The organism is Pelagibacterium flavum, assembly GCF_025854335.1.
In the GTDB taxonomy this organism is placed as follows: Bacteria; Pseudomonadota; Alphaproteobacteria; order Rhizobiales; family Devosiaceae; genus Pelagibacterium; species Pelagibacterium flavum.
Map to the genome: position 1 here is coordinate 1189704 of NZ_CP107716.1, position 18608 is coordinate 1208311.

The following is an 18608-nucleotide window of genomic DNA, read 5'->3' on the forward strand; positions in this document are numbered from 1 at the left end:
TCCTAGCTGAAATGCTGGCGGGCAAGGGCTTTGAACCGGTCGCCGCGTTCTTCGAAATTCTTGAACTGGTTGTAGCTCGGCGCGCCCGGCGAGAGGATGACGGTATCGAAGACGTGGCCGGCATTGGCGAGCGCCTGCATGGCCTCATCGAGCGTCGAGCATTCGGCAATGGGGATCGGAGTGTTCTCGCGAACGGCCTGGGCAAGCCGCTGGCCGGTGACCGGCAGTGAGCAGAGCATCACGACACTGGTCAGTCCCATCAGGTTGGCCAGATCGGCATAATCCTGCTGGCGCTCGTGCCCGCCCGCAATCAGGGCGATTTTTCTGCCCTTGTAGGCGGCGAGCGCCACCTTGGTGGCTTCGGGGGTGGTTGAAATGGAGTCATCGACGAAAAGAATGTCGCCGACCATTAATTCCTCGAGCCGGTGGGGCAGGGGAATGAAGGCTTCGATGCCCTTGAAAATTCCCTCCCTTGTGGCCCCGGCAGCCAGCGCAATGGCCGCGGCCAGACGAGCATTGTCGTGGTTGTGCGCACCCTTGAGGCGCGAATTCATCGCGGCCATCAGAATTTCGTCGCCAAGATCGATGTCGAGCGGCGGAATGCGTTTGGTCGTGGCGGGAATGGTGCTGATGACGCGCTCCACGGTGGCAGCCTGCGGGCCGATCGCCACAAATTTGGGACCTTTGGCGATCAAATTGAGCTTGTCGCGGTAATAGGCATCGAGCCCCCCGTGCCAATCCACATGCTCGGGATAGAGGTTGGAGATCGCGGCGATGTCGGGAGCAAAGTCGATATCGGCCGTCTGGTAGGACGAGAGTTCGAGCACCACCGTCTGGGCGCTGTCGGCGGCGTCGAGCGGGGGGATGCCCACATTGCCAGCCAGCACCACATCGACCCCGGATTTCTCCAGCATCAGATGGACCAGCGTTGCCGTGGTAGATTTTCCCTTGGTGCCGGAAATCGCAACGACCGTGCGGCCTTCGCGGAAGTGGGCGCCCCAGATGTTGAGGTTGGATGTGATCTTGACCCCAGCGGCGCGGGCTGCCTCGAAAATCGGCTTGTAGAGCGACACGCCGGGGCTCTTGACGATGGTTCCGAAGCGCGAAACCTGATTTGCCTCATCGGGCGGGATGAAGCTTGCGCCATTGAGTTCGGCCACACCGTCATCGGTGGTCACGAACAGTTCGAGGTCAGGATAGGTGCGGCGCAGGAATGCGGCAGTGGACCGGGCCTCGCGGCCAGCGCCATATAAAAGAACGGGACCGTCAATGTGCATGGGGTGCAATCGCGTTTTGAATGTGTTCGGGGATGAGGTGGTCGGTGCTGTCGGTCATGAACTCCTCATAGGCCGATTGCAGGCGGGCCGGGCCGTAAAACGCTTCGAGGTCCGGCTTGAGCGCCTTGACCACGGCGCTGTCGCGCCAGTCTCGATGATCGGAGATGCGCCATAGGCAAGCCGCCGCTTCGAGAATTTCCCCAACGCATTCCCAGGGTTTGTGCCCGGAAAGCCCGGTCAATTCGCGATAGGGAGCAATGTTTTCGGGATTGTCGAGGACATCCTGTCCGAAAATGGCGGTCAGGCGGCTCCTCTCCATTTGCGGCGCAAAGATCAGGAAGACGAAATGGCATTTGGGGCATTTCCCGCACCAGAGCGGGCCGTCATGTCCAGCGAGGCGGAAATTGCGGTTGCAGCTCGAAAACACGTCGTCATAGCGGTTCGTCCGCGCAAAAAGCGCCGCGATGCGCGCTTCCGAATAGGGGCGCAGAAGGGAGAAATAACCCAGCATGCCTGATGTTGCGGTCGACAGGACGTCGCGGATGTCACGTTCAAAATCGATCGATTTCGAATATTGGTGATTGGCCTGTCGCCCATCGAATTCGACATTGCCCTCGCTGGCCGAGCGCTCGTTGGACAGCACGATATTTCCATATCCGTACAAGAGGCTGGCGAGAGCCGCGATCATCGAATTGATCGCCGTGGAGGGGACGTGCCCGTTGTAATAGCCCGGCTTTTGGCTCAGCGCGATCATTTCAGGATCGAGGGCGCGCTCAACCGTAAGGAAGGGTAGGCCGGATCGCTCCGTGGAGGACAGGATCGGGCCCTTGGGGTTGACCGCAAACAGGCTCATTTCGGTCCCGGCGCTTTCGAGCAATTGCACGCTGACCAGCGAATCCTTGCCGCCACCGATCAGAACGAGCGAGCGGGCAGGCAGAGTTGGGGGCGTATCGTCCTCGCGCGGCGCATCGGCGGTGATCGTCAGGCGTCCGAACCGCTTGAGGTCGTTGCGGGCGTAGAATTCGCCCAGCCCGTTTTCGTAAACGTCGATCACGAATGCCTGCTGCGCCTGGGACAGCGCAAGAGCGGACGCATCGATCTTGAAAGGCGCGAGCAGTTTGAAATAGCTCACTCCCAGCACGGCAGCAGTCAGATCAAGCATGGTGGCAAAAGCCGCAGTGGTGGCTCTTGCCGTCTCCAGGTTTTCGAGTGGAAAGCGCAGCGTCTCGACGAAGGCGTGATCGGCAAGCCGATATCCAAACCTCGCCTCGCCGGTTGAAGGGTCGAAAACCGGGGCATCAATGGTGAATGAAATCTGGCTCACGCTCTCGCCTTGCGCTGTTCGATACGGCGCGTTGAATCACTTGGTGTCTAATATATGCGCATTTGCAGCCGCAATGCGATCTCATCGCCGATCCGCTGATAGCCATATTCGCGCATGGCGCATGTCCATTCGGTTCCGACCTTTTCGATGCGGAAAAGATTGTAGCGGCCGGGTGCGTCGTGGCCCTCGGGCGATGCCGAGGCAGCGGCCACTCCGACCACGGGAATTTCCTGGCACGGACCGGGGATTGCGTTTATGGAGGAAAGGTGGGTGTGGCCGTGCAGGATCAGTTCTGCTCCGGTCTGCTTGAGCACGGCGCGGAAATCGCTGCCGTCCCAGAGGCCGAGCCGCCGGGAGTCGGCGAATTCGGGGTGGGGCGGATGGTGGATCATGACGATGCGGAAATAGCCCGCCTCGCCAAGCAGCGCCAACAGCTTGCGCAGCCGTTCAATCTGTTCTGCCCCAACCTTGCCGGCGGCAAAGAACGGTGGGGTGGCAACGGCGCTCGATACCCCGATCAACGCCACCATGCCCAGCCGGCGGACATAGGGAAAAGGCTGATCGTCCAGCGTTTCCCCGCGCATGTAATTGCCATAGGCACCAAGCGCCTTTTCAAGCGCGCCGGGCACATAGGCGTCATGATTTCCAGGTATCGCACAAACTTTTTCAGGGCCGCCCAGCCCGGTGAACCATGTTGCAGCCCGTCTGATTTCCTCATAGAGCGCTAGGTTGACCATGTCTCCGGTCACTGCGGTCATATCAGGATTGTGGGCCTTGAGATGGTCAAGCAGTGCCATCAGCGTTTCGGGACGCATGTCTCCCCGGCGCTTGAGCTGCCAGTTGAGCCAGCCGGTGAGGCGCTTTGATGCGAGCTCCCGTGGGGTCACGGCGGGAAGCGGTGCGAGATGGACGTCGGAAATATGGGCGAGGGTAATCATCGGTCGCACTATTGGCATGGGGGCTAAGGCAAGAAAATGGCCGATTGCAGCGTTTGCCACAATTTGTCATGGGTAGGCTAACAGGAGTGCCCATGACCGGCGGTTGGCAAAAGTTCAAATTCGGCGCGATGTTGCGCGCCCGCGGCATTTATACCCATCTCACGCTCGGGGCGCGTACAGCGGTGATAGTGAATGGTCGGGTGCTTCTGGTGCGCCACGGCTATGTGGCGGGTTGGCAGATGCCGGGCGGCGGCGTCGATCCGGGTGAGACGGCCGAGCACGCGGCGCGGCGCGAGGTGCTCGAGGAAACCGGATATGCAATAGAGGGGCCGATGCGGCTTTTCGGGCTCTACCATTCGACTGGTTACACCAATCGCGACCATGTAGCCCTTTACGTTGCCGACGACGCGCGCGAGGTTCATCGGTTCGTACCCAACCGCGAAATCGTCGAGATGGGCTGGTTTGCCTTGGGCGACTTGCCCGAACCCATGGCCCCGGGCGCCAGGCGGCGGCTGGAAGAAATCGGCGAGAACAGGGCGCCCTCGCCGAACTGGTAGGCTTAGCCGAGAAAATCGAGCGCCGGGCCTTCCGGCACGATACGGGTCGGATTAATGGTCGTGTGGCTCCAGTAATAGTGCGTCTTGATGTGATCGAGATGCACGGTTGCGGCCACACCGGGCCAGTCGCACAGGGTCTTGAGATATTTCGAGAGGTTGGGGTAGTCGGCGATGCGACGGATGTTGCATTTGAAATGCCCCACATACACGGCGTCGAACCGCATCAGGGTTGTGACCAGCCGCCAATCGGCCTCGGTCGGTGTGGAGCCGGTGAGGAATGGCTGCTGGCTCAGGATGCCTTCGACCCAGTCCAGTGCGTCAAATAGCGCAGTGACCGCTTCGGTATAGGCAGCCTGGGTGGTCGCGAAACCGGCCTTGTAAACACCATTGTTAATGTCGCTATAGACCCGCGCGTTGATGCGGTCGATCTCGTCGCGCTTCTCGTGGGGGTAAAAATCGAGCGTGTTGCCGGTGATCCCGTCAAACGCCGAGTTGAACATACGGATGATGTCGGCGCTTTCGTTGGAAACGATGGTCTGGCGCTGCTTGTCCCAGAGGACGGGCACGGTGACGCGACCCGTATAGTCAGGCACCGCCTTGGCATAGACCTGCCAGAGGTAATCGGCGCCGTTGAGCATGTCGGTGTCGGATTCAAGATCGCCGGTGAAGGCCCATCCGGTTTCGTCGGGCATCTTGGGAGATACCACGGAGACGGAAATGTGGTCCTCGAGCCCTTTGAGGGCGCGGAAGATCAATGTCCGATGGGCCCAGGGGCATGCATAAGAAACATAGAGATGGTAGCGGCCGCTTTCGGCCTTGAACCCGTCTTCGCCAGTCGGTCCGGCGGCGCCATCTGCGGTGACCCAATTGCGGAAGGCCGATTCAGAGCGCTTGAACTTTCCGCCTGTCGATTTGGTATCGTACCATTGGGTCGACCATTTGCCGTCGATCAACTGGCCCATTGCTTTTTCTCCTTATCCAATTTCTTCTCGATAACGACATATCTAGCCGGATTGTTCTCAGTTATTAGACGGAGAAAGCCGAACACCGTGTTCGGCTTCGATTTCGATGGACCGAAGGTATTGGGGGTGCTAAATCCGCACTCAGCTAGAGTATCTCCGCGTTTCTTCGAATCGCAGAAATCCTCCAAGTCCTTGTTTGGTCACGCGTCCGATGCGATAAAATGGTTTCCACTTTATCTGGACGCGCTCTGGTAATCGGGTCCGGTTCATGATGTTCGGTATCGAGCGAGACATTCGACGACTTTAGGACGCGCCTTGCCGCGCGACCGTCGTCGTATTGCCTTGATCGATCTGGATATTGCTGACAATGACCGCACTCTCGCCGCTCCCGGCTGCCACTGTTCCTACGCCTGCCGCGCTGTCCATTCGGCCCGAAACGCCGGACGATGATTCATGGATCGAGGCGTTGCACGAGGTTTCCTTCGGTCCTGGCCGTTTTGCCCGTGCCGCCTTCCGGGTGCGTGAGCGGATCGCGGTTGATCCCGACTTTTCCTACATCGCCGAAATCAAGGGACAGCGTGCGGCGAGTGTGCGGATGACCCCGATCAGCCTGGGCGGTATCAACGGATACCTGCTCGGGCCGTTGATGACCGATCCCGAATTCAGAAAGCAGGGTGCCGGGCGGGCGCTGGTTGCTCATGTCTGCGATCTCGCGCTCGAGCGGGAGGGCATTGCTTTCGTGCTGCTTGTCGGCGATTTCGCCTATTATGGCCCTTTGGGTTTTGTGCGCACCGTGCCCGGCGCCATCACTTTTCCTGGCCCCGTTGATCCGACGCGCGTGCTGGTCCACTCTCGCGACCCGCATGCGGCGGATACGCTTGCCGGGGAAGTGTTGCCCTGGGTTTAGGGGCAGGACCCAAAATCGAAATGTCGAGCGAGAGTGACATCAGGGACATTGTGACCCGGCTCCTGCCGGCCGCCCAACCCATGCCCGATGCTTCCGATCTGGTTGCCGATTTCGTCATCAGCGATGTGGGCAATGCCGTGCCCGTCCCGGCGGCGGTCCTGATCGCGCTGGTCAAGCGCGGCATGGGATACAACGTCCTCTACACCGAGCGGGCGACAGCCCTGCGCAAGCATTCGGGGCAGGTGGCTTTTCCCGGCGGGCGGATCGACCCGGAGGATCAGGACGCTGCCTATGCGGCGTTGCGGGAGGCTAACGAGGAAGTCGCCCTGCATCGCGACGACGCGGAAATTCTTGGCTACATGCCCTACTATTACACCGGCACGAACTACTTCATCACGCCGGTGGTCGCCATCGTCGACCCCCGCGCTCCCTTCGTGCCCAATCCGGGCGAAGTGGACGATGTTTTCGAAGTGCCGCTGGAAACGCTGATCGATGAAAGAAGCTACAGCACCTTTCGCGCCGTCTATCGCGGGCTGGAACGAAAAAGCTGGCAGATCGATCATGATGGCCATCGTATCTGGGGGATAACCGCCAATCTCACTCGCCGCTTTCGCGACAGTGTCCTGACGGAGCCGCGCAATGAATCGTGAGGCCGCCCTGGCGCGGCTCAGGCGCGCGCCCTGGCTCGAGGCGGCGCAGCCGTTTTTCGCGTGCCTTGATGGTGCGGAGGGCAGAACGCGCATGGTCGGCGGGATTGTCCGCGATACACTGCTCGGGTTCGAGGGCGGGCGACCTGATATCGATATGGCAAGCGAATTGCTGCCCGATCAGGTGGCTGAACGCGGCCGGGCAGCGGGGATGAATGTCCATCCCACCGGCGTCGATCACGGCACCATAACCTTGGCCCACAATGGCCGCACCGCCGAGGTCACGACGCTGCGACGGGACGTGGAAACCTTCGGGCGAAAGGCAAGGGTCGTGTTCGGGACCGACTGGACCGAGGACGCCAGCCGGCGCGATTTCACGATGAACGCACTCTATTGCGGACCGGAAGGCGAGTTGTTCGATCCGTTAGGTGGTCTGGATGACTGCCTTTCCGGCCGTGTCCGGTTCATTGGCGATCCCGATGTCCGCATCGCCGAGGATCGGCTTCGTGTCTATCGCTATTTCCGGTTTGTGGTCAGCCACGGCAACCAGGGCTTCGATGAGAACGCGCTCGCAGCCTGCCAGCGTTCGGCGGACGATCTCGGCGCTCTTTCGGCCGAGCGCGTGGGGCATGAAATGATGCGGCTGATGTCCCATCGCCGGTGCGCGCTGACGCTTGAAAAAATGGCGTCCATGGGAGTGCTGTCGGGGGAACTCTTTTCCGTCCCGGCTTTGGCCGCTTTGGAGGCAATGGAGGTGTTCGCCGTCCCCGTCGATGCGGAGATGCGCCTGGCTTTGATGGGCGTGTTGGGCGCGCCAACGTCATCGCTGCGCGACAAATGGCGCCTTTCCAACGCGACAACGGCCCGCATCGGCCGCCTTGCCGGGGCTGCCGAACTGGCACGTCAGGACAAATTGGGCGAACTGGCTTATCGATATCCCGATGACCGGGAAGCCGGCCTCGCCATAGTCGCTGCTCTCGATCGCAAGCCGGAAAACTGGCTGGCGGAGCGGTCGGAAACCGTCAGGGCAATCGCCCCTGGCAAATTCCCCTTGTCCGGCTCCGATCTTGTTTCAGCCGGATATCGGTCCGGCCCCGCGCTGGGGGCCGAACTTCAAAGGCTTGAAAAACTCTGGATCGAATCGGGCTTTTCGCTGGACCGGACAGCGCTTCTCGCCCTTGTCCGGCGCACTTAACGGCGTTAGTGACGCGTTCCGACGTCGAAAATGCGTTCCTTGATGCGTTCGACCATGTCGGGACGCACATCAGTTTCGCCGTGCTCGATCTTGAGTTTTTCCACAGCCTTGCGGACCACTTCGGCCTCACTTTCGGCCGTGGCATGCCATGTCGCGCCTGGGATCAGCGATCCGCCGTCAAATCGTTTCATGGTTGTTCCTCCGTATCCTTCCGGGTTGCACGAAGTCTAGCTTAGGGAAACGAATGAAAGCGCCTCGGGTTCCTTTACGGCCAGCGTACGGCAGGAGGCATTGATGACAGAATGGATCTCACATTGCCCCCGGTCTTGAGGCCGAAGGTCGTTCCCCGGTCATAGAGCAGGTTGAATTCCACGTATCTGCCGCGCCGTACCAACTGTTCCTCCCGCTGTTCATCGGTCCAGGCGGTATTGAAATTCCGGCGCACCAATTGGGGATAGACCTCGACGAAGCGCCGGCCCACATCCTGGGTAAAGGCAAAATCGGCATCCCAGTCACCACTGTTGTGGCGGTCGTAAAAGATCCCGCCGATGCCGCGCGGCTCGTTGCGGTGGGCGAGGAAAAAATACTCGTCGCACCAATCCTTGTAGCGCTGGTAGTCGACCTGAGCGTGTGGTTCGCAGGCCGCTTTCATTGCCGCATGGAAATCGATGCTGTCGGGATCGGTCTGCGTCCGGCGGGCGTCGAGCACCGGGGTCAGATCGCCGCCGCCGCCGAACCACCAGTTCGAAGTCACCACCATACGGGTGTTCATGTGAACGGCGGGAACGTTGGGGTTCCATGGATGGCCGATCACTGAAATTCCCGACGCCCAGAACTGAGGGCTCTCCTCTGTTCCGGGAATCTGCTTGGCGAACTCGGGCGAAAATTCTCCGAACACCGTCGAGATGTGAACGCCCATCTTTTCAAAGACACGGCCCTTGATGATCGACATTTCGCCGCCTCCGCCGGCCGGGCGATCCCAGGCTTCGCGTTCGAAACGGCCGGGCGGGAGATCGGCGTGCGGGCCGGTCACCTCATCCTCAAGGGTCTCGATTGCGGCGCACAGATCGTCGCGGACGGTTTTGAACCAGGCGCTGGCGCGGGCCTTCTTGTCTTCAATGTCGTGGGGTAGGGCCATTGTCTCAAATATCTGCATATTCATGGTCTGTGCGGCGTCCGTATCACGTTGGAGGTGGCTCGACCATGCGTGACATCCGGTCAGAGACGTTTGACCGGGATCAAATGCGTCAGCCTGCCGCGGACGCGCCAGTCAGCCGCTCAAAGCCTCCGGTCTGGCGCATGGCCTCGCCCACAACGATTGCGGCCGATACCGCGACATTGAGCGATCGCGCCGCCGGCTGCATCGGAATGCGGACCCGCTGTTCGGCGTCGTTGGCGATCTCGGGCGGCACGCCCGCGCTTTCACGCCCGACCATCAGGATGTCGTCGCCCGTGTACTCGGCCTTGTGGGCTGGGATGCTGGCCCTTGTGGTCAGCAGCACCAGCCGCTTTCCCGCTTCGTGCCGCCAGGTGTCAAATCTGGCGTAGCTGTCGTGTTCGATCATTTCGACCGTATCGAGATAGTCCATGCCGGAACGCTTGAGCGCGGCGCGGGAAAAGGGAAATCCCGTGGGGTGGATGATGTGGACCGGCACGCCCAGACACGCGCCGAGTCGGAGCAGTGTTCCGGTGTTCAGGGCGATGTCGGGCTGATAGAGCGCAAGAGCGATAGGCAATGGCAGGACCGTGGCAATAGGTTGGTTAAAGCAAGGTGGGTATAGTGTCGCAGATCGATCAAGTCACCTTTGCCAAGGCTGGACAAGTCCATGAGACAGTGCAAAAAGAGGCCAAAAATCCGCACCGCCTGGCGGCGGCGGACCCGACTCGCGTACCCATGCGTGTAAATCACGGCGTCCGGCGGATATCAGAACAAGTTTGTGCAGGCCTTTTGGGGATCTAGAGCTTTGGCGACAGCGAGCGAAACAAAAGCAACACGACGCGATTTTCTATTCATCGCGACCGGTGCGGTCGGTGCAGTCGGGGTGGCGGGAGCCGCCTGGCCGCTCATCAATCAATTGAACCCCGATGCGTCGGTCCTGGCCCTGGCCTCGATCCGGTTTGACGTTGCTCCGGTAGCCGAGGGATCGTCGGTGACTATCATGTGGCGCGGGCTTCCGGTCTTTGTCCGGCACCGCACACCGGCCGAGATCGAAGAGGCGCGTGCTGTGCCGCTTTCCGAGCTCAAGGATCCCCAGACCGACGAAGAGCGCGTGCTCGAGGGCCATGAGGAATGGCTGATCATGGTGGCCAACTGTACCCATCTGGGCTGCGTGCCGGTTGGCGAATCGGGCGATTACGACGGGTGGTTCTGCCCCTGCCATGGGTCGCACTACGATACTGCGGGCCGAATCCGTCGCGGGCCGGCACCGAAGAACCTCGTCGTGCCGCCCTACGAGTTTGTGTCCGACACTGTCGTGCAGATCGGTTAAGGGGAGTAGAGGGCATGGCCAATCACGCTGGCAATTATACGCCGGGCACCGGAATCGAGCGCTGGCTCGACGACCGTCTTCCCATCATCAGGTTCTCCAAAGAACACCTGATGGATTACCCGACGCCGAAAAACCTCAACTACTGGTGGACCTTCGGCGCGATCCTGACCTTCATGCTTGTCGTCCAGATCGTCACCGGCGTTATTCTGGTGATGCATTATACGCCGCATGTGGATCTGGCTTTCGCGTCGGTGGAGCATATCCGCCGTGACGTCAATTTCGGCCGCATCATCCAGGGCACTCACGCCGTGGGCGCCTCGATGTTTTTTGCCGCGCTTTATGTCCACATCTTCCGTGGCCTTTATTATGGTTCCTACAAGGCGCCGCGCGAGGTCATCTGGATGCTGGGCGTGATCCTGTTCATCCTTTTGATGGCGACTGCCTTTATGGGCTACGTGCTGCCATGGGGACAGATGAGCCTTTGGGGCGCGACGGTTATCACCGGCATCTTCTCGGCGATTCCGCTGGTTGGTGAAGCGATCCAAACCCTGCTGCTCGGCGGCTTCTCGGTGGCCAATCCCACGCTGAACCGCTTCTTCTCGCTGCACTATCTCATTCCCTTCATCATCGCCGCGGTCGTTGTGCTGCACATCTGGGCCCTGCACGTTCCGGGCAACAACAATCCGACCGGCGTGGACGTGAAGGAAAGCCGTGACACGCTGCCCTTCCATCCCTACATCACGATGAAGGATTTGTTCGCGCTGGTCGTGTTCCTCATCCCGTTTGCATGGTTCGTGTTCTTCGCACCCGACATTCTCGGCCATGCGGACAATTACATTCCGGGCAATCCGCAGGTAACGCCGACCCATATCGTTCCCGAATGGTACCTGCTGCCGTTCTACACGATGCTCCGCGCCATCGACTTCAACGTGCTGTTCATCGACTCCAAGCTTGGCGGTGTCATCGCGATGGCGGGTTCTTTGCTGATCCTGTTTGTGATTCCCTGGCTCGATACCTCCAAGGTTCGCTCGGGTGCTTTCCGTCCGCTGTTCCGCCCGTTCTACTGGTTGTTCGTGATCAACTTCATTGCGCTCGCCTATCTGGGCGCGCAGCCGGCCGAAGGCATCTACGTGCTGCTGGCCAAGATCTGCACGGCCTATTATTTCGGCTACTTCCTCATCATTCTTCCGATCCTGGGACGCATCGAAAAGCCAGCGCCACTTCCGGCCAGCATTTCGCAAAGCGTGCTTGGCAAGGCTAATGGCTGATAAGGCGCGAAGGACAACGACAATGTTTAAAAAGACGATCCTTGGCGTACTCGCCGTTGCGGCATTTGCGCTTGGTAGCGCCAGCGTGCAGGCCGCTGAAGAATATGCGCACACCGACCAGCAGGACTGGAGTTTTGCCGGTGTGTTCGGCACTTATGACCAGAACCAGCTTCGCCGCGGTTTCCAGGTTTACCGCGAAGTCTGTTCGAGCTGTCACGCCCTGGAATATATCGCCTTCCGCAACCTCGCCGAAGAGGGTGGGCCCCATTACAGCGAAGATCAGGTTCGGGCGCTGGCCGCTGAATATACAATCGCCGACGAAATGGCGGAAGGCGGAGAGCGCGAGGGTGTGCCGGCAGACCGTTGGCCCGATCCGTTCCCGTCCGAGCAGATTGCTGCCGAGGCCAATGGTGGCAAGGCGCCGCCCGACCTTTCGCTGATGGCGAAAGCACGCGGCATCCACATGGACTTCCCCTGGTGGGTGTTCAACTACTTCACCGCCTATCAGGAGGCTGGTGCGGACTATATCTACAATCTGCTCACCAGCTATGAGGAAGCGCCCGAGGGCGTCGAGGTCGCCCCGGGCCTGAGCTATAACGAGTATTTCCCGGGCCATTTCATCGCAATGGCGCCGCCGCTTTCGGACGGCATCGTCTCCTATTCCGATGAGGCGACACCGGAAACGGTTGAGCAGTATTCCAGGGACGTTGCGGCATTTCTCCAGTGGACCGCCGATCCGCACATGGTCTCGCGCAAGTCGACAGGGTTTGTGGTGATCCTGTTCCTTATCGGTCTGTCGATCCTGATGTATCTGGTCAAGCGCCGTATCTGGCGCGACGTCCACTAAGCGATTTGAAAAGGGCCCCGCGGGGCCCTTTTTGTTGCGGCAATTTTCGCCCTTGTTCGCAAACGCCAAATTCTCCATTGTGGCGATGGTGAAGCTGCAATCTCAATCGGAACCGATGGGAGGAAAACGATGTCGGCTTTTCGAATAGCCAAGACGGTGGCCTTCCTGGCGCTGGCGGCAAGCCGCAGTCCCGTTGTCCGCTCAGCCGTAAAGGCGGCGCCGAAGCTCGTTTCCAAAGAGCGCAAGCAAGCGGCCTATGAAGCGACCAAGCGCGCGGCGCGCAAGGCAGGAGAGGTGACGGCAAGGGTCGTTCCTCCCAATCGCTATTTCTAGGATCGTCGGCACCGACGACGTTTGGCGTTGCACGTTAATCTCAGCCCATTGACCTTTTCCTGCGGAGCTCTGCTTCATGGCCATCGACCTCAAGGCGCTCGTGCGCTCGATTCCCGACTATCCCAAGCCGGGCATCATTTTCCGCGACATCACTTCGTTGATCGAAGATTCGGCCGGGTTCAGCGAAAGCTGCGAGCGGTTGGCGGCGGCTCATCGCGGCGTCGGCATCACGAAGGTTGCGGGCATTGAAGCGCGGGGCTTTATTTTCGGAGCCGGCGTGGCGATAGCGCTCGGTGTCGGGTTCGTTCCCGTGCGCAAAGCCGGCAAGCTGCCCGGTGAGACGATCGGGCAGAACTACGCGCTCGAATATGGGGTGGACACCATTGAGGTCCATGCCGATGCGGTCGGCGGCAACGACCACGTATTGTTGATCGATGATCTGATCGCCACTGGCGGAACGGCGATCGCTGCGGTCTCGTTGCTGCGGCGTACCGGCGCCAAGGTCGAGCATGCCGGGTTCGTCATCGATCTGCCCGATATCGGTGGCGCCGGCAAGTTGCGGGCGCACGGGGTGGCGGTCGAAGCCCTTATGACATTCAAGGGGCACTGAGAGCGGCCTTTCAACCGCTCTCATGCGCCGTTACTGGAGCGCTTCGGCGACGGCCTGTTGCAAGGTCTGGGTCGGGCGGCCAAGCAGCTTGCCCAACGATCCGCTGTTTTCCGCAAAAGCACCAGCGGCGGCTTTCTCGTCACTGTCGGCAATCATATCTGCAACAGGCGCCGGCAGGCCGACCCCTTCGAGGATCTTTGCGTATTCAGCCTTGGGCAGGTTGGTATAGACAATCGGCTTTCCGGACTGGCGCGAAACCTCTGCGGCAAGGTCTGAAAGCGTATAGGGCTCATCGTTGCCCAGTTCGTAGATCTTGCCCACATGTCCATCCGAGGCGAGGACATTGGCGGCTGCCTGTGTCAGATCGGCTCGGCTGGCGGTATTGAGCTTGCCCTCGGCGGCTGAGCCTATGATGGCGCCGTGTGCCAGCGCAGCGCCCAGATTGCCGGTATAATTTTCGGTGTACCAGGAATTGCGCAGGATCGTGTAATCGAGGCCCGATGCCTTGAGAGCTGCCTCAGTTTCCCTGTGGTCTGGGGCCAGAAGAATTTCGGATGTGTCGGCGTGCAAAAGACTCGCATAGATGATGTGCTTGACCCCCGCGCGAACGGCAGCCGCTATGACGGCCTTGTGCTGGGGCACGCGCTTGCCGACTTCGCTGCCCGAGATCAACAAGAGCTTTTCGACGTTTTCGAGCGCAGGTTCGAGGGATTGGGGTTTGTCATAGTCGAACAGGCGCACGGAAACACCCAGGTCGGCGCCCTTGGACGGGTCACGCACCAGCGCGACTGTCTGGTCGCTCAGTCCCTTGTCCTTGAGCGCTGCAATGACGATGCGGCCAAGCTGGCCGGTGGCTCCGGTTAGTGCGTACATATTGATATCGACTCCATTGTTGTCGTGTGATGTCGATCGATATAAAGTTGGCGCTTACAAAAAGTAAGTACGTACGCAAAGGTAAGTATGAAGATGGTCGTCAAGGACAATTCGCTCACCAAGGGCCCGTTGGCGAATGCGATGGAGCGGGGGCATCTGTTTGCCGAAGCCTGTCCCTCACGCGAAGTGCTCAAACATCTCACCAGCCGGTGGGGCGTTCTGGTGCTGATCGCGCTTCTGGACGGAACCCACAGATTCTCCGAACTGCGCCGGAAGGTCGGCGGGGTGAGCGAGCGCATGCTGGCTCAGACCCTGCAATGGCTTGAAGATGACGGCATGGTCGATCGCCGCGCCTATCCGGTCGTTCCGCCACATGTCGAATACAGCCTGACGCCCTTGGGACGAGAGGCCGCCGAAAAGGTGGGCGGCCTGGCCGACTGGATCGAGACCAACATGCCGAGGATTGGCGCCGTCTGGGAGGAAAGGCGGGCCGGCTGACCGGCCGGCCCAAAGTTGGCCCTATCTGCCCCGCAGCTTGTCGGGCAGGGGCAGCGGCAAATTGTCTGCTTTGGGGAGGTGACTCTCTATGCTCTCCTTGCGTCTGGTTGGCAGGGGCGGGCCGCTGCGCGGGCCCTTGAGGGCAGGGGACTTTCCAAAACGTCCAGTGCCGGTGAGTTTGTACATCTTACCTTTCACGGCATCTCCAGTATAGGATGATAATCCTATTTTCAATATCGTTCCTGTCCACGCGAACGAGGTTCGGTGAAGAAACAATTTTCTGCGGATGGCCACGGTTGGACGGCCTGAATTGGGCTGTCACATGTGCCGGTTGCGGGCTGGAAAATTCGCGCAGCGTCAGATGTCCTGACGAGAGGCTCTGTGAGGATGGCGATGGCCCTGATACCAGAGCCGTCGGTGTAGAACGGAATTTGGCACGCGTTTTAGCGTGCTATAACAGCCTCTTGAAGCCGATCTGGCTTGGGCCATCGGTCCATCTAGGGCTGTCTTTCGAGGGAGAAGGCCGGAAGCATTTGGCTGCCGATTGCCGACTCTCGCAATCCGATATACTCATCACCGTCGCCATCATGCCACTGCATTGCCTTTAAAAATCCAGGCAAGGTCTTGGGCATCTGCGCTGACGCGTTACGATATCAGATCATCGGCTTTGGTTACGATGGGAAGAAAACACAGGAAAATGATCCTGTCAACCGCGTCGCCCGAACAGCCCGCCGACGAGAACCAGGAGCCATCCCGCGATCAGTGTCATGCCGCCGATAGGGGCGAGCAGAGGCAGTGGCGATGCACCGGCGAAATGGCGCACCGCCAGATCGGCGCAAAACAGTACCGCGCCCACCGCGAGGACAATCAGGGCCCAGTTGAATATCCTGGGCAGCGGGGCCAGCGCCAAAGCGAGAATGGCCGGGGCGTGGCTCAGCGCAATCAGCGAATAGGGGCCGAGCAGCGCCGCGCCGGCGTGGGAGGACGCTGCAGCAGCCATAATTCCGGTCGCGCCGAGCAGGCCCGCAAGGGCGATGGCCGTGCGCTCGAGCGGGCTCATCGGCGCACCAGCGTCTTGAGGCCCGGCACCTTTGCCAGAGCCATCACCGCCCGTACTTTCAGCGGCATCCGGTAGTCGCGCCGTTTGGAAAAACCCACAAGATCGGCCGAATATACAAGTTCGCCATGCTGATTGTACGCCTCGAGCAGGTTGAACAGCAGGCCCCAGCCGGGAATGGAGTTCGAGGGGCGTTTTCCGGTGACCGTGAGGGTAAAACGGACCGTATCCCCCGGTCGTACGGGTGCCTTGAAATCCATGCGGTTGACGCCGGGCGATGGGCCGGACACGCCCGGCTCGCCTCCTTCGGCGCGCACCACGTCCTCTTCGGCCACAAGGCGATCGACCATCAGGCGGTGCCCGACGCTGACCGTGTACCAGCCCGACGCAACCAGTCCGCCGAAATGGGAACGAGCTGCGGCATCGGCATCGACGTGGAAATATTGCGGATCGTAGAGTTTGCCGAAGCGGATAATTTCCTCGGCCGTGAAATCATGACTGCCCAGATCGAACGGCAGATCGACCTGAACGTCCTCAAACCAGCGGGTCATTGAGCGGCCTCGTGCGTGGGGGCGGATGGATCTCGCACCTCGACGAGATTGGTGAGGTTGAGGGTCATCACCTGCTGGTTCTTCTGGTTACGCATGTCGAAGCCGATCGTGATGATGCCCATATTGGCGTGGCTGGCCGAGCGGCGGAGGGAGGTGACCGTCGCAGTGCCCGACAGCGTGTCGCCCTTCATCAGCGGCCGTTTCCATTTGAGGTCGGTAAAGCCGAGCCCGCCCATCGAGGCGATCTTGGAGAGGAACGCGTCAACCAGCATGCGCAGCGACAGCGCGCCTGTTTGCCAGCCGCTCGCGGCCAGCCCGCCCAGCAGGCTTTCCTTGGCCGCCTTTTCATCGAGGTGGAAGGGGAAGGGATCGAACTCGGTGGCAAATTCGATGATGTCGGCCTTACTCACGGTGCGCGGCCCAAGGGAAATGGTCTCGCCGACCGTCAGATCCTCGAAATGGCGCCGATCTTTGGTTATCGTATTGGTCACTGTGTTGTCCTTAACGTCAACATTAATTGTGCCCCATGGGCGTTGGCGAAGCAAGGGGCTGTTCTATGGTTCGACGGCACCGATCGCGACAACACTATCCTGGGACGCGATAACGCTGAGCCTGTGGGTGATGGCGATGATCGTCACCTGATCACAGATCAGGCGCAACTGGTCCATGATCTCTCTTTCGGTATCTGCATCGAGAGCGGAACTGGCCTCATCGAGCAGCACGATGGCGGGGTCTGCATAGAGCGCGCGGGCAATGGCGATGCGCTGGCGCTCGCCACCGGAGAGCTTGAGGCCGCGCTCGCCGACCACCGTTTCAAAGCCATCCTCCAGACCCTCGATGAACCCGAGAACTGCAGCGCGTTCGGCCGCGCGGCGCAGACGGGCCGCGTCACGGGTACGGCCCAGAACGATATTGGTGGCCAGCGTATCGTTCAGCAACACAACGTCTTGGGGCACTGCGGCGACATGGGCGAACCAGTCGGCCCGCGAGACGGCGTCGATGGGCACTCCATCGACGGTTATGGTGCCCAATTGTGCGCTCATCGATTTGAGCAGCAGCTTGAACAGTGTCGATTTGCCCGAGCCTGTATCGCCCGTGATGTAGGTGATCGTGCCGCGACGGGCGACAAAGCTTGCGCCCTGAACCCCGCGGCCGTTGGGGTAGAGATAGCCGACATCGGCAAAGGTTACTGTACCATCGGTGAGGGTGAAGTCTCCGGCGCGCTCGAAGTCGTCATGGGCCTGGGCCTGCCACATGCGGGCGAAGGGCAGGAATTTTGAATACGATTGCGCCATTTGCTGGATGGCCTGCCCCATCATCTGAAAAGGCATATTGAGTTGCAGTAGCAGAGAATTGAACAGCACAAGATCGCCGACCGTAAGGCTGCCTTGGGCGACCCGGGGTACGAGCAACCATAGCGTCAGCGCGAACTGGCCCGCCAGCGCCAACCCGAACAGCAGGGCATAGCGCACATGGGTCATCGCATAACGTCGCCATGCCTCGTGGGCCGAGTGTTGGCGGGTGGTGAACTGGCCGATCATCCAGCGGGCGGAACTGAACTGGCGCAGGGTGTCCATGCTGGAAATGGCATTGCCGATAAAGCGCGAGCTCGCCTGTGAGTGTTCGATCGCCTCGTCGAGATGGGCGCGGGTTCTCCGTGTCGCGCGTGCCACGAGCGCGATATAGGCGATGCCATAAACCACCACGATCAGTGCAATGTCGGGGCTCAGCACCGTGCCGAGCATCACAAGGCTCAAGATGACCTGCAGCCCGCCCGGCAAAAGCGCCGCGAGGCTGAACTGAACCACGATATTGAGCGCTTCGAGCCCGCGGTGCTGGGCGGTTTCGATTTCGACCGGGTTGTGATCGAGAAAGAACGCGGACGCTTTGCCGGCGAGGCGCTCGAAAAATGCTGTCGAGGTGACGAAGTTCAGGCTCTCGGACGTCATGAAAGTCAGAAAGCTCGACATGCGCTGGATGGTGAACGCGGCCCCCATCAAGATCGCATAGGCCATGAACCCCCAGATCAGGCCCTGTGCAAAATTGGCGGGATCGAGCTGATCGATCAGGCGGGAGAAGACGAAGGGCGCAGCAATGGTGGTCAGCGTGCCCAGGACCGTGAGGACCACCACGACCGCCAGGATCAGCTTGGCCGTGCGCAGATATTGCCCGAGGATGGCCTTGAGTGGAGGAGCGACCAGAGCCAGATCGATTTTCATTGGTCGCCTCTTACCGCATCGGGCAGGGCACGATAATCGATTCGTCCCGTTGTGGA

At 60.3% G+C, this 18608-nt stretch carries 22 protein-coding genes; 10 read left to right on the forward strand and 12 right to left on the reverse strand.

Features of this window, described 5'->3' with window-relative positions:
- Window positions 1-2 precede the first annotated feature (2 nt).
- The 3 genes from murD to OF122_RS05860 are packed head-to-tail and all read right to left on the reverse strand — an operon-like array spanning window position 3 to window position 3539.
- Window positions 3-1277 (reverse strand): UDP-N-acetylmuramoyl-L-alanine--D-glutamate ligase, encoded by a 1275-nt coding sequence (murD, locus tag OF122_RS05850; protein ID WP_264226873.1) that lies wholly within the window; start codon window positions 1275-1277, stop codon window positions 3-5.
- Window positions 1267-2601 (reverse strand): hypothetical protein, encoded by a 1335-nt coding sequence (locus OF122_RS05855; protein ID WP_264226875.1) that lies wholly within the window; start codon window positions 2599-2601, stop codon window positions 1267-1269. Before OF122_RS05855 ends, murD begins: the two co-directional genes overlap by 11 nt.
- Before the next feature lie 47 nt (window positions 2602-2648).
- Window positions 2649-3539 carry a metallophosphoesterase family protein gene (locus tag OF122_RS05860; RefSeq protein ID WP_264226876.1) on the reverse strand — a complete coding sequence of 297 codons (891 nt, stop codon included), beginning with the start codon at window positions 3537-3539 and terminating at the stop codon, window positions 2649-2651.
- 92 nt (window positions 3540-3631) lie between these two features.
- On the opposite strand from OF122_RS05860, the gene OF122_RS05865 reads away from it, so the two are divergent.
- Window positions 3632-4096, forward strand: coding sequence for an NUDIX domain-containing protein (locus OF122_RS05865; RefSeq protein ID WP_264226877.1), 465 nt, complete (start codon window positions 3632-3634; stop codon window positions 4094-4096).
- A 2-nt stretch (window positions 4097-4098) separates the two neighbouring features.
- Here OF122_RS05865 and OF122_RS05870 read toward each other — a convergent pair whose 3' ends face one another.
- Window positions 4099-5058: a glutathione S-transferase family protein gene (locus OF122_RS05870; RefSeq protein ID WP_264226878.1), complete on the reverse strand. Its 960-nt coding sequence runs from the start codon at window positions 5056-5058 to the stop codon at window positions 4099-4101.
- A 367-nt stretch (window positions 5059-5425) separates the two neighbouring features.
- Between OF122_RS05870 and OF122_RS05875 the strand changes: the two genes are divergently transcribed.
- Genes OF122_RS05875 through OF122_RS05885 form a run of 3 tightly spaced genes read left to right on the forward strand, consistent with a single transcriptional unit; the run spans window position 5426 to window position 7807 of the window.
- Complete coding sequence (locus OF122_RS05875; RefSeq protein ID WP_264226879.1) at window positions 5426-5965, forward strand: GNAT family N-acetyltransferase; 540 nt, start codon at window positions 5426-5428, stop codon at window positions 5963-5965.
- Between the two features lie 20 nt (window positions 5966-5985).
- Window positions 5986-6615 carry a CoA pyrophosphatase gene (locus OF122_RS05880; RefSeq protein ID WP_264226880.1) on the forward strand — a complete coding sequence of 210 codons (630 nt, stop codon included), beginning with the start codon at window positions 5986-5988 and terminating at the stop codon, window positions 6613-6615.
- Entirely contained in the window at window positions 6605-7807 is a 1203-nt protein-coding gene (locus OF122_RS05885; RefSeq protein WP_264226881.1) for a CCA tRNA nucleotidyltransferase, read from the forward strand. Before OF122_RS05880 ends, OF122_RS05885 begins: the two co-directional genes overlap by 11 nt.
- Before the next feature lie 5 nt (window positions 7808-7812).
- Here the strand turns inward: OF122_RS05885 and OF122_RS05890 are convergent, their stop codons facing one another.
- The 3 genes from OF122_RS05890 to OF122_RS05900 all read right to left on the reverse strand — a co-directional run bounded on the left by OF122_RS05890 (window position 7813) and on the right by OF122_RS05900 (window position 9543).
- Window positions 7813-7998, reverse strand: a complete 186-nt coding sequence (locus OF122_RS05890; RefSeq protein ID WP_264226882.1) for a DUF1059 domain-containing protein — start codon at window positions 7996-7998, stop codon at window positions 7813-7815.
- Window positions 7999-8072: 74 nt separating this feature from the next.
- Window positions 8073-8969, reverse strand: a complete 897-nt coding sequence (hemF, locus tag OF122_RS05895) for an oxygen-dependent coproporphyrinogen oxidase (RefSeq protein WP_408636310.1) — start codon at window positions 8967-8969, stop codon at window positions 8073-8075.
- 85 nt (window positions 8970-9054) lie between these two features.
- Window positions 9055-9543 carry a tRNA (cytidine(34)-2'-O)-methyltransferase gene (locus OF122_RS05900; RefSeq protein WP_264226883.1) on the reverse strand — a complete coding sequence of 163 codons (489 nt, stop codon included), beginning with the start codon at window positions 9541-9543 and terminating at the stop codon, window positions 9055-9057.
- Between the two features lie 228 nt (window positions 9544-9771).
- On the opposite strand from OF122_RS05900, the gene petA reads away from it, so the two are divergent.
- The 5 genes from petA to OF122_RS05925 all read left to right on the forward strand — a co-directional run bounded on the left by petA (window position 9772) and on the right by OF122_RS05925 (window position 13354).
- A complete protein-coding gene (gene petA / locus OF122_RS05905) occupies window positions 9772-10296 on the forward strand; it encodes a ubiquinol-cytochrome c reductase iron-sulfur subunit (RefSeq protein WP_264226884.1) in 525 nt (174 codons plus the stop codon).
- Window positions 10297-10310: 14 nt separating this feature from the next.
- A complete protein-coding gene (locus OF122_RS05910; RefSeq protein ID WP_264226885.1) occupies window positions 10311-11564 on the forward strand; it encodes a cytochrome b in 1254 nt (417 codons plus the stop codon).
- Between the two features lie 22 nt (window positions 11565-11586).
- Window positions 11587-12411, forward strand: a complete 825-nt coding sequence (locus tag OF122_RS05915) for a cytochrome c1 (protein ID WP_264226886.1) — start codon at window positions 11587-11589, stop codon at window positions 12409-12411.
- Window positions 12412-12540: 129 nt separating this feature from the next.
- On the forward strand, window positions 12541-12744 hold the full coding sequence (locus tag OF122_RS05920) for a hypothetical protein (protein ID WP_264226887.1): 204 nt from the start codon (window positions 12541-12543) through the stop codon (window positions 12742-12744).
- A gap of 76 nt (window positions 12745-12820) precedes the next feature.
- Window positions 12821-13354 (forward strand): adenine phosphoribosyltransferase, encoded by a 534-nt coding sequence (locus OF122_RS05925; RefSeq protein ID WP_264226888.1) that lies wholly within the window; start codon window positions 12821-12823, stop codon window positions 13352-13354.
- 30 nt (window positions 13355-13384) lie between these two features.
- Here OF122_RS05925 and OF122_RS05930 read toward each other — a convergent pair whose 3' ends face one another.
- Window positions 13385-14227, reverse strand: a complete 843-nt coding sequence (locus OF122_RS05930) for an SDR family oxidoreductase (protein WP_264226889.1) — start codon at window positions 14225-14227, stop codon at window positions 13385-13387.
- Between the two features lie 87 nt (window positions 14228-14314).
- On the opposite strand from OF122_RS05930, the gene OF122_RS05935 reads away from it, so the two are divergent.
- On the forward strand, window positions 14315-14725 hold the full coding sequence (locus OF122_RS05935; protein WP_408636311.1) for a winged helix-turn-helix transcriptional regulator: 411 nt from the start codon (window positions 14315-14317) through the stop codon (window positions 14723-14725).
- 706 nt (window positions 14726-15431) lie between these two features.
- On the opposite strand, the gene OF122_RS05940 is transcribed toward OF122_RS05935, so the two are convergent.
- The 4 genes from OF122_RS05940 to OF122_RS05955 form a co-directional block, all read right to left on the reverse strand.
- Window positions 15432-15785, reverse strand: a complete 354-nt coding sequence (locus OF122_RS05940) for a DUF423 domain-containing protein (protein ID WP_264226890.1) — start codon at window positions 15783-15785, stop codon at window positions 15432-15434.
- Window positions 15782-16333 (reverse strand): MaoC/PaaZ C-terminal domain-containing protein, encoded by a 552-nt coding sequence (locus tag OF122_RS05945; protein ID WP_264226891.1) that lies wholly within the window; start codon window positions 16331-16333, stop codon window positions 15782-15784. The genes OF122_RS05940 and OF122_RS05945 overlap by 4 nt, the downstream gene beginning before the upstream one ends.
- On the reverse strand, window positions 16330-16824 hold the full coding sequence (locus OF122_RS05950) for a MaoC family dehydratase (RefSeq protein WP_264226892.1): 495 nt from the start codon (window positions 16822-16824) through the stop codon (window positions 16330-16332). Before OF122_RS05950 ends, OF122_RS05945 begins: the two co-directional genes overlap by 4 nt.
- A gap of 63 nt (window positions 16825-16887) precedes the next feature.
- Entirely contained in the window at window positions 16888-18552 is a 1665-nt protein-coding gene (locus OF122_RS05955; protein ID WP_264226893.1) for an ABC transporter ATP-binding protein, read from the reverse strand.
- Window positions 18553-18608: the final 56 nt, after the last annotated feature.

Excerpts from the sequence above, each read along its gene's own strand:
- murD (WP_264226873.1), bottom strand. The coding sequence starts at position 1,277 with ATGCACATTGACGGTCCCGTTCTTTTATATGGCGCTGGCCGCGAGGCC.
- OF122_RS05860 (WP_264226876.1), bottom strand. The coding sequence starts at position 3,539 with ATGATTACCCTCGCCCATATTTCCGACGTCCATCTCGCACCGCTTCCC.
- OF122_RS05865 (WP_264226877.1), top strand. The coding sequence starts at position 3,632 with ATGACCGGCGGTTGGCAAAAGTTCAAATTCGGCGCGATGTTGCGCGCC.
- OF122_RS05870 (WP_264226878.1), bottom strand. The coding sequence starts at position 5,058 with ATGGGCCAGTTGATCGACGGCAAATGGTCGACCCAATGGTACGATACC.
- OF122_RS05875 (WP_264226879.1), top strand. The coding sequence starts at position 5,426 with ATGACCGCACTCTCGCCGCTCCCGGCTGCCACTGTTCCTACGCCTGCC.
- OF122_RS05880 (WP_264226880.1), top strand. The coding sequence starts at position 5,986 with ATGTCGAGCGAGAGTGACATCAGGGACATTGTGACCCGGCTCCTGCCG.
- OF122_RS05885 (WP_264226881.1), top strand. The coding sequence starts at position 6,605 with ATGAATCGTGAGGCCGCCCTGGCGCGGCTCAGGCGCGCGCCCTGGCTC.
- OF122_RS05890 (WP_264226882.1), bottom strand. The coding sequence starts at position 7,998 with ATGAAACGATTTGACGGCGGATCGCTGATCCCAGGCGCGACATGGCAT.
- hemF (WP_408636310.1), bottom strand. The coding sequence starts at position 8,969 with ATGAATATGCAGATATTTGAGACAATGGCCCTACCCCACGACATTGAA.
- OF122_RS05910 (WP_264226885.1), top strand. The coding sequence starts at position 10,311 with ATGGCCAATCACGCTGGCAATTATACGCCGGGCACCGGAATCGAGCGC.
- OF122_RS05915 (WP_264226886.1), top strand. The coding sequence starts at position 11,587 with ATGTTTAAAAAGACGATCCTTGGCGTACTCGCCGTTGCGGCATTTGCG.
- OF122_RS05920 (WP_264226887.1), top strand. The coding sequence starts at position 12,541 with ATGTCGGCTTTTCGAATAGCCAAGACGGTGGCCTTCCTGGCGCTGGCG.
- OF122_RS05925 (WP_264226888.1), top strand. The coding sequence starts at position 12,821 with ATGGCCATCGACCTCAAGGCGCTCGTGCGCTCGATTCCCGACTATCCC.
- OF122_RS05930 (WP_264226889.1), bottom strand. The coding sequence starts at position 14,227 with ATGTACGCACTAACCGGAGCCACCGGCCAGCTTGGCCGCATCGTCATT.
- OF122_RS05935 (WP_408636311.1), top strand. The coding sequence starts at position 14,315 with ATGAAGATGGTCGTCAAGGACAATTCGCTCACCAAGGGCCCGTTGGCG.
- OF122_RS05940 (WP_264226890.1), bottom strand. The coding sequence starts at position 15,785 with ATGAGCCCGCTCGAGCGCACGGCCATCGCCCTTGCGGGCCTGCTCGGC.
- OF122_RS05945 (WP_264226891.1), bottom strand. The coding sequence starts at position 16,333 with ATGACCCGCTGGTTTGAGGACGTTCAGGTCGATCTGCCGTTCGATCTG.
- OF122_RS05955 (WP_264226893.1), bottom strand. The coding sequence starts at position 18,552 with ATGAAAATCGATCTGGCTCTGGTCGCTCCTCCACTCAAGGCCATCCTC.